Genomic DNA, 7,342 nt, shown 5'->3' with positions numbered 1-7,342 from the left:
CCGCCTCCGCTGTCCTGGAAAGAACCGCAGATCAGCAGGTCGGGTGACCTGCGACGTTAAACGCCAAGGTGAGAACGTCGGCGAGAACCTCGTCCTGCCTGACGTGGACCGCCGGGCCGTACGCGGCCTGAAGTTCTCCGCCGCCCTCCCGGAACGCCTCGCCGTGGCCACGGTGGCAGCCCGCTTGGCCGACTGCGAGAGCGCTCGCTCGGTGCTCGGCGAGTCGGCGCGCTTTCAGTACGACGGCTGAATCGAAAAGCTCGGCAGGGAGTCGGCAAGGCGCTGATGAGGAAGCTCCGCGGCATCGCCGAGGAGCGGCCGGGATGCAGTCGCCTGGAGTGGATGACCGACCGTGAGAACGAGGGGGCCCGATCGTTCTACCGGGAACTCGGCTTCGCCGAACTCGACGGAAAGATCGTCTACCGGCTGGAGACAGGGACCGGCGTCATCAGGGAACCGGCGCACGCCGTTTCGGCCTGACCCGCTCTACACACCGGGTGTCGCGCCTGCCGGTGGCGGCGGTGTCAGCCCGTGGTGGCGATGAGTTCGTCGAGTATCTGCTCCAACAGGCTGTTGTCGCCGAGGAAGCTCTTCACTGAGGCGTCCTCGTTGTGCTGGGGGTCCATGCCCGACCAGTTCAGGGCGTATCCCGTGTCGGCGCTGAGCTGGGCCAGAAACGCCCGCTGGGCACGGCCGTTGCCCTCGCGGAACGGGTGGAGGACGTTTATGTCGCCGTACAGCTCGGCCAGTCGGATGACGAATTCCTGCCGGGGGAGATCCCGCAGATGACCGGAGGAGGCGAGACGGCCGAAGACCTCTCCGGCGTAGGACACCAGGTTTCTCGCCGGGCAGAACGGTGTGCGCTTGGCGATGTTCACGGTGCGTAACTCGCCTGCCCACGGGTAGATGTCGCCGAAGATCGCGGCATGGAACGCCTGGAGATGGCCGAGGTAGTACGCGCCGGGTAGCGGGCGTTCGGCGAGCATGACGAGGCGCGCCCGGGTGATGTCCGCCTCCGCTGCATCGAGCAGCTGACGGTCGGTGATGCCGAGCTTGTTGCGCAGCACGCCGTTGGGCATGGCGTACGGATCGTTCACCCTGCCCGCCGCTCCGAAGTCTGTCGGTGGCGGGCGATCGCGCGGGCGACAAGGGTGTCCGCGTCGAGGTCGCCCTTCACGTACGCCTCGGTGTCGCGGTCGGAGGCCGCGGAGGCCTGGAGCCCCTCGGCCTCGATGGAGCCGGTGGCCGAGGCGACGGCCGCACGTCGTGCCGCTCGGCCGCTCAGCGCCTCGAAGGCCTCGACGGACAGGAGGACGCCCTGGGGCTTGCGGTGGGCGCCGATCAGGACCGGGCCGGCATCCGCGCCGGACTCCGACAGGTCGGTCAGGATCCGCGACAGTCTCGCGCGCGCGTCACTGACGGTCACGACCTCAGGGATCTCCATGCTGTCACCGTACCCATATAGAGGCTTGATTCTGTACAGATTCTAGTACGGATTCCGGTGAGTGTCCCGCCCCGGGCGGCCCTGAAGGCCTCCTCACGTAGCCATCAAGGTAGCCAGGGAAACGTCGTCCCTGCACGTTTGTGCAGGTCATAGCGTTGCGGTGATTCTCCCCGGCGTACAGCCCGACTCGTCTGCCGCTCTCTATTTTCGCAGGTCAGAGGCTGTGTTTTCGCGCTGAACAAACTTCCCGGGTCGAATCCGGGTCGAATGACCAGGCCATGGGCGCCGAGCTGGGACAGCCAGGCGGCGTCGGAGACGTCCGTCTTGCGGCCGGGCAGTCTTGACCTGCCGGGCGTTGACCAGGATCACGTTCAGGTCCTTGGCCAGCAGATAGTAGAACGGCTTCCAGCAGTCCGAGGTCGCCTCGATCACGACGAGTGTGACCTCGGCAGCGAGCGGATGATCCCGCAGGGCGAGCATGGCGTTCGTGGTCGAGCCCCAGGTCGTGGTCACAGCAACACTCCACGGTTCCCGTGGACGGCCCTCAGCGCCACGCTGACCTGCGAGCTCACCGGCATCACAGAGCAATCGGCTTCGGCCGGAACGAACCCCACCAGCGTCCCGGACCGGCATCAGCCGGCGTTGGGTTTGGTGGGTCTCGGGTGGTGTGTGGGAGGGCTCGGGGAGCGGGTCGGCTCCCGAACGGCTCCCAACGGCTGGGCTTTTACGGAGTACAGGGTGTCGTTCGTTATCGGAGGGGGCGGTGACTGGTGCGCTGGGACCAGCGGACGGCGATGAGGCCCAGCGCAGCCACAAGGATCACGATGCCGATGATCAGTAGGTAGCCCAGCCCCTCCGCCGCCACTCCGATGATTCCCAGCACTACGGCGACCAGAACGAGAAATAGCAAGAGGGCCATGACGCGTATGCCTCCCTTGGGTGGCTGAGCGCGGGCGATCAGCGGCGCGCGAGCTGCCGCTCGCCGCCTGCGCCCGTCTGGTAGGGCATGTCGTAGTGCTGGAAGATCGCTTCCTCCGACTCGGCGGGCAGGATGTCGTCCATACCGACCGAGGGCGCTTTCTTCACCAGCGTCTTGGTGTAGGAGACCTTGACGTAGTCCGGTCCGAGGGTCGCCTCGTCGAGGGGTACGAAGGCCAGGTGGTGGCGGGTGGGGAGTCCGGTGCGGACCGTGGCCATGGCCGGTTCGTCGGTGGTGGTGTCGACGTAGACCGCTTCGAGTACGCCGATCTTGTGGCCCTTCGGGTCGACGACGCTGCGGTTGCGCCACTCGCGGATATCGGCTGAATGGATCATGGCTTGCCTCCTGAGCCGTTGATCCGGGCCGGTGCGAGCCGCCCCCTCGGGCAGTCGCAGCCCGCTGAGCCCGGTAGCCCTTTGTTCTTCCAGGTTATCCGGGAATCTCTACGTCGCGCCCTCGCGCGGCAAGGGTTCCGAACGTGGTAGTCGACAGGCATGCCGATGAAGCGTTCCGGCGCCGCGGATGCTGTTCATCGAGCAGGAGTTGGACCAAGACCCACACCGCCCTGACGCGCGCGGTCCACGTCATGACCGGAACTCCAGCGCCGTCTGATCGAGGACGGTGCAGAGCAGTAGCGGGCTCCGGCAAGGCGTGGGTCAGGACCCCAGACCGGTGAGGGGTTCGGAGCTGTCGATGAGGGCGCGGGCCACATCGGCCAGGCGCCGGTTGTGGGCGCGGGCGTAGCCGCGCAGCGCGGTGAACGCCTGCTCCATGTCGATGTCCTGGCGTTCGGCGAGTTTCCCCTTGGCCTGTTCGATCAGTACCCGGCTGTTGAGCGCCGTCTGCAGCTGTTCGTTGAGCACTGTGCTGCGCTGAGCGGTGCGTTGTTGCAGCAGGCTGATGGTGGCGACGTCTGCCAGCGCCTGGGCGATGAGTGTGGCGGCCGGGTCGAAGGGTCCGGGGGCGGCGCGGAAGAGGTTCAGGGCGCCCACGGTCTCGTCCCGAAGGCGCATGGGCAGGGCCTGGACGGCTCCGAATCCGATGCGGTGGGCCACCGTGACGAAACGCGGCCAGCGGTCGACCTCCCGGGTCAGGTCGTGGATGATCACCGGTACACCGGTGCGGAAGCACTCGAGGCAGGGGCCTTCGTCGTTCTGGAGCTGGAAGAGCTCCAGCAGGCGCACCTGTTCGTCGGAGGCGGCCATGACGCGGAGTTCGCCGTCCCGGTCGGCGAGCAGCACCCCGGCGGCGCTCGCGTCGAGCATACTGACGCAGCGGTCGGTCAGCAGGCGCAGGAAATCGATGAGGTCGAAGTCGGCGACCAGATTGTCGGCCAGCTCGACGAAGGTCTTGGCCAGAAGCTGTTGGTCCATCGTGGGCACCCTCGATTGAGACTAGTCCCTGCCCGAAGGGGCGGGAAGTACGGCACGTTCCTCGGCCGGGACCGAACGTCAGGTTTCCTCCTCGGCCTGATCGGGCTCCGCGTCCGGGGAGAAACGAAGCCGTCGGGCCACCACGTCGGCGGCCACGTCCGCGAGCCGGCGTCCCTGCGCATAGGCGTAGGCGCGGAGCCGCACGAAGGCTTCTTCGATGCCGACTCCGAGCTGATCAGTGAGCATCCCGCTGGCCTGGTCGATCTCCGCTCGGTAGGCGCCCAGGTCCTCGAAGCCGCGGTCCGGCGTCGGCCCGCCGGTCGGCGCGCCCGTCTCGTCGATCCTTGTGTCGAGCAGGAGCAGCGTCGCGAGATCGGCGAACGCCAGTGCGTCGGCCAGTTCCTCCGTGTCCAGTACGGTCGGAATGTTGGCGTACAGGTCCAGAACTCCCGGGCTGATCGCTCCCTTCTGCAGGGGGAGCGAGAACACCGCGCGGGCCCCGGCTTCCAGGGCCGTGTCGGCGAACACGGCCCAGTGATCCTGAAGTTCAGTGGCGAGCAGATCGGGTGTCAGGACGGCCGAGCCGCGTACAAAGGCGTCCACGCAGGGCCCCTCGCCCAGCGTGAGCTGGAGCTCTTCCAGTTGCTCGCTGATGTCGTCGGTGCTGCACAGCGGATGACTCACCGCGGCCTTGGACATCGCCGACAGCCCGGCCCCCCCCGACCGGCAGCGCGGCCACCGCAGCGGTGCATACGTCCACCACACTCACACGGGCACCTCGTCGGATCGCCTGCTCGGCCACCAGCATCTGAATGCGGGTCGACCGCCTGTCAGACCTCACTGGGGCCACCGTCTCCGGGCATCACGACAAGGCCCTCCAGTCTCGCCGTGGTGCGTTCCCCGAAGGGAAGTACCAGCGCGCGGAACGTGGTGGCGCCCGCCGGCCGGCGAAGCTCTCCGATGTCCAGCCACCCCCAGGAGTGGAGCGCAGCGAGGGTTGGGCGATCGGCCCGGTCCACCAGGGTGGCGCCGAGCGATGACTGATGGTCGGTCAGCAGCCGCTCCTGCGCACGGCGGGCGAGTTCCCGGTCATGGGGGTGCGGCCGGATCAGGATGGCGCTGAACGCGAAGACGTTGCCGGACGCGGTGAGTTGCTCGATGCTGCGCGGCAATGCTCCGTCGAAGCCGAGCCACCAGGAGCCGTCGCGACCTACCGGGAATCCGAAGGCGCATCCCCTCAGGCTGTCCGTCTCGGCGATGACCATGGCGAATCCCGGTCGGCGCATGTCCACGGTGAGACGGTTGAGGAAGTTCTGGCGGCTGGGACGGCGGTATGGATCACCCGGCGGCGTTGCGCGGGACTCCACATACAGCCCCGACAACTCCTCACGCAGGTCCTCCACCAGCCAACGGTTCAGTCGACGCAACCGCACCGGAGCCAGGTCGGACGGCTCGCCGTCCCCTGACTTCCGTGACTGTCCGCGCCCGGGTTCGGCCGTCATCGCACATCGCCCGAGAGAACAGGCGCAGCCGGGACAGACCGGTGCGGCGGGGCCGGCCGGGGCGCGGCCGGGGTGTCGCCGACAGGAGGCGGCAGGTGGTCGAACGGAAGGCCGAGGAGCAGAAACCCGCAGCCGGCCAGGTCGAGAATCCGAACCAGCGTCGTCGGCGGATGGTGCAGTCGCAGGGTCCCACCGGCCACGGTGGTCTGCTGCGCGGCGTGGAGGAATGTGTTGAGTCCGCTGCAGTCGCAGAAGGTGACGGGGGTGAGGTCGACGTCGATGGTGCGGATACCGTCCCGCAGGCACCGATCCAGGGACTCGCGCACCAACGGCGCGGATTCGAGGTCGATCTCACCAAACAAGGTGATCAGCGCCTGTTTCCTTTGGTCATGACGGTGGACGGTGAGCTGTGAGAGGGGCATGACGCCTCGGTTCGGAAGACCATCCGGCAGCGGCACGGTGAGCCGGAGTTCCGGCACCCTGGGCGCGCTCCCGGCAGGGGCGTACTTTCGGCGGAGGCAGAGCCGCGGCCGGTCCGACAGCCTGCGCAGCAGGACAGAGGACCCACCCGGTTCCCTCCAGGGAAGCGCCGGGTGACAGACGAAGAGTCCGCACCCCGCAGCCATCTGTGTTCAGCAACAGCATGCCGCCGGGGTCTGGGACGTCTACACAGCAGCGTAGTCCTCGCATCGTGTGACGGACGGTCGGAAGCAGCCCAATCCCGGGATATGGACGGTCCAACACACGTGGTGGTTCGCATGGCGGAGCCGGTCGTGCGGTTGTCGGCTCACTCCAGGAGCACGAGGTGGTCGGCGGCGCCCCCTCGCCATTCGATCAGGAAGAGGGTCGCGTCGTCGGTGGTGCGGCCGCCCCGTTGCTGCTTCAGGGCGTGGGAGAGTGAGCGCACGACCGCTCGTACTCCGTTCTCCGTGTGTTCGATGCGGTTGACCCAGTGGATGAGTTGTTCTTCGCCGAATTGTTCTTCGCCGGCTTCGTGCTCCTCGATCAGGCCGTCGGTGAAGCACAGCACTCGGTCGCCGCGTTGGAGCGTCTGCCGGCTGATCCGGGGCTCTTCACCGCCGAAGCCGACGGGCAAGGTGGTCGGGCCTCCCAGTTGCCGGACGACCTCGTGGTCACGGATCAGCAGCGGTGCGGGGTGGCCCGCGTTGACCCACTGCAGGTGGCCCGTCGCGATGTTCAGACGCATCATCTGGGCGGTGACGAAGTGGTCGGGCCCGAACTGCTCGGCGATGGCCCGGTCCATGAACGTGTAGATCTCGGACAGGCCGATGTCGGCACGTCTGGCGTGCCGGTAGGCCCCGACGGCGACGGTCGCCATCGTGGCGGCGTCCAGGCCGTGGCCCATCGCGTCGACCATGGCCACGTGCAGGATGTCCTCGTTGAGGGCGTAGTCGAAGCTGTCGCCTGCGACGTCGTAGGCGGGCTCCAGGATTCCGGCCACCGCGACCTGCGGGACGGACATCGCCAGCGGCGGCAGCAGGGACCACTGGATCTCCGCGGCCACGCTCATCGGTTCGCGGCGCCGGGCGCGGAAGAACTGATCGGTGTAGCTGTGCTTGGTGACCAGCATGTCGGCGACCAGGCCGGCGAGCCTGCGCAGCAGCCGCCGGTCGTCGTCATCGACGGTGTCCAGGGTGAGGGCCATCACGCCCACCTGGTCGCTGCCGTCCAGCAACGGCAGGTACATCCGGACGCCGTCGGACTGCGGCACCTCGACAGTGGTCGCGTGCAGAAAGGCTGTGCCGGCGGGAGAGTCACCGATCGGCTCGGGCTCGCCGACCATGAGCCGCCGACCCGGCAGCGGCACCAACACCAGCTGGCCATAGTCCTGCAGCAGGATCGAGACGTCGCGGCCCCCGACCCTGGCCACCTCTTCCGCGATCAGCGGGGCGATCAGCTGCGGCGGCATCTCGTGCGCCCGGTCCAGCAGCACCCCCAGCAGCCGCTCACCGAACCCTTCCGACCGGTCCAGCACGCCCTCGTCGGGTCGGCGCTCACCTTCCGCCATAACCGCACTCCCGCA

The 7,342-nt window shown here is 67.9% G+C and carries 11 protein-coding genes and 1 pseudogene; 2 read left to right on the top strand and 10 right to left on the bottom strand.

Going from position 1 to position 7,342, the window contains the following annotated elements; genetic code table 11:
* A partial coding sequence (locus F3T56_RS19460) for a hypothetical protein (protein WP_246203703.1) occupies positions 1 to 250 on the top strand: 250 nt, incomplete at its 5' end.
* A complete protein-coding gene (locus tag F3T56_RS19455) occupies positions 193 to 480 on the top strand; it encodes a GNAT family N-acetyltransferase (protein ID WP_342786958.1) in 288 nt (95 codons plus the stop codon). The genes F3T56_RS19460 and F3T56_RS19455, both read left to right, overlap by 58 nt.
* A gap of 44 nt (positions 481 to 524) precedes the next feature.
* Here F3T56_RS19455 and F3T56_RS19450 read toward each other — a convergent pair whose 3' ends face one another.
* The 10 genes and pseudogenes from F3T56_RS19450 to F3T56_RS19410 all read right to left on the bottom strand — a co-directional run bounded on the left by F3T56_RS19450 (position 525) and on the right by F3T56_RS19410 (position 7,327).
* Positions 525 to 1,097: a Fic/DOC family protein gene (locus F3T56_RS19450; protein ID WP_149826442.1), complete on the bottom strand. Its 573-nt coding sequence runs from the start codon at positions 1,095 to 1,097 to the stop codon at positions 525 to 527.
* Entirely contained in the window at positions 1,094 to 1,444 is a 351-nt protein-coding gene (locus F3T56_RS19445; RefSeq protein ID WP_149826441.1) for an antitoxin VbhA family protein, read from the bottom strand. The genes F3T56_RS19450 and F3T56_RS19445 overlap by 4 nt, the downstream gene beginning before the upstream one ends.
* Positions 1,445 to 1,692: 248 nt before the next feature.
* Positions 1,693 to 1,966 (bottom strand): annotated as a pseudogene (locus F3T56_RS19440) (IS110 family transposase); the annotation flags it as partial.
* 226 nt (positions 1,967 to 2,192) lie between these two features.
* Positions 2,193 to 2,363: a hypothetical protein gene (locus tag F3T56_RS46250; protein ID WP_172639022.1), complete on the bottom strand. Its 171-nt coding sequence runs from the start codon at positions 2,361 to 2,363 to the stop codon at positions 2,193 to 2,195.
* 38 nt (positions 2,364 to 2,401) lie between these two features.
* A complete protein-coding gene (locus F3T56_RS19435) occupies positions 2,402 to 2,758 on the bottom strand; it encodes a PRC-barrel domain-containing protein (RefSeq protein WP_124436376.1) in 357 nt (118 codons plus the stop codon).
* Between the two features lie 321 nt (positions 2,759 to 3,079).
* Positions 3,080 to 3,796: a GAF and ANTAR domain-containing protein gene (locus tag F3T56_RS19430; protein WP_149826440.1), complete on the bottom strand. Its 717-nt coding sequence runs from the start codon at positions 3,794 to 3,796 to the stop codon at positions 3,080 to 3,082.
* Positions 3,797 to 3,874: 78 nt separating this feature from the next.
* Complete coding sequence (locus F3T56_RS19425; protein ID WP_246203702.1) at positions 3,875 to 4,495, bottom strand: ANTAR domain-containing protein; 621 nt, start codon at positions 4,493 to 4,495, stop codon at positions 3,875 to 3,877.
* Positions 4,496 to 4,626: 131 nt separating this feature from the next.
* Positions 4,627 to 5,199: a hypothetical protein gene (locus F3T56_RS19420; protein ID WP_246203701.1), complete on the bottom strand. Its 573-nt coding sequence runs from the start codon at positions 5,197 to 5,199 to the stop codon at positions 4,627 to 4,629.
* A 95-nt stretch (positions 5,200 to 5,294) separates the two neighbouring features.
* On the bottom strand, positions 5,295 to 5,720 hold the full coding sequence (locus F3T56_RS19415) for an STAS domain-containing protein (protein ID WP_149826456.1): 426 nt from the start codon (positions 5,718 to 5,720) through the stop codon (positions 5,295 to 5,297).
* 365 nt (positions 5,721 to 6,085) lie between these two features.
* Entirely contained in the window at positions 6,086 to 7,327 is a 1,242-nt protein-coding gene (locus F3T56_RS19410) for a PP2C family protein-serine/threonine phosphatase (protein ID WP_149826439.1), read from the bottom strand.
* Positions 7,328 to 7,342: the final 15 nt, after the last annotated feature.

The sequence above is a fragment of the Streptomyces tailanensis genome, assembly GCF_008386495.1.
GTDB classification, from domain to species: Bacteria; Actinomycetota; Actinomycetes; order Streptomycetales; family Streptomycetaceae; genus Streptomyces; species Streptomyces tailanensis.
This window is presented reverse-complemented; position numbering and strand designations above follow the sequence as displayed.

Bases quoted from the DNA above. Each gene is read 5' to 3' on its own strand.
- F3T56_RS19430 (WP_149826440.1), bottom strand. From the start codon at position 3,796: ATGGACCAACAGCTTCTGGCCAAGACCTTCGTCGAGCTGGCCGACAAT.
- F3T56_RS19410 (WP_149826439.1), bottom strand. From the start codon at position 7,327: ATGGCGGAAGGTGAGCGCCGACCCGACGAGGGCGTGCTGGACCGGTCG.
- F3T56_RS19445 (WP_149826441.1), bottom strand. From the start codon at position 1,444: ATGGAGATCCCTGAGGTCGTGACCGTCAGTGACGCGCGCGCGAGACTG.
- F3T56_RS19435 (WP_124436376.1), bottom strand. From the start codon at position 2,758: ATGATCCATTCAGCCGATATCCGCGAGTGGCGCAACCGCAGCGTCGTC.
- F3T56_RS19425 (WP_246203702.1), bottom strand. From the start codon at position 4,495: ATGTCCAAGGCCGCGGTGAGTCATCCGCTGTGCAGCACCGACGACATC.
- F3T56_RS19415 (WP_149826456.1), bottom strand. From the start codon at position 5,720: ATGCCCCTCTCACAGCTCACCGTCCACCGTCATGACCAAAGGAAACAG.
- F3T56_RS46250 (WP_172639022.1), bottom strand. From the start codon at position 2,363: ATGGCCCTCTTGCTATTTCTCGTTCTGGTCGCCGTAGTGCTGGGAATC.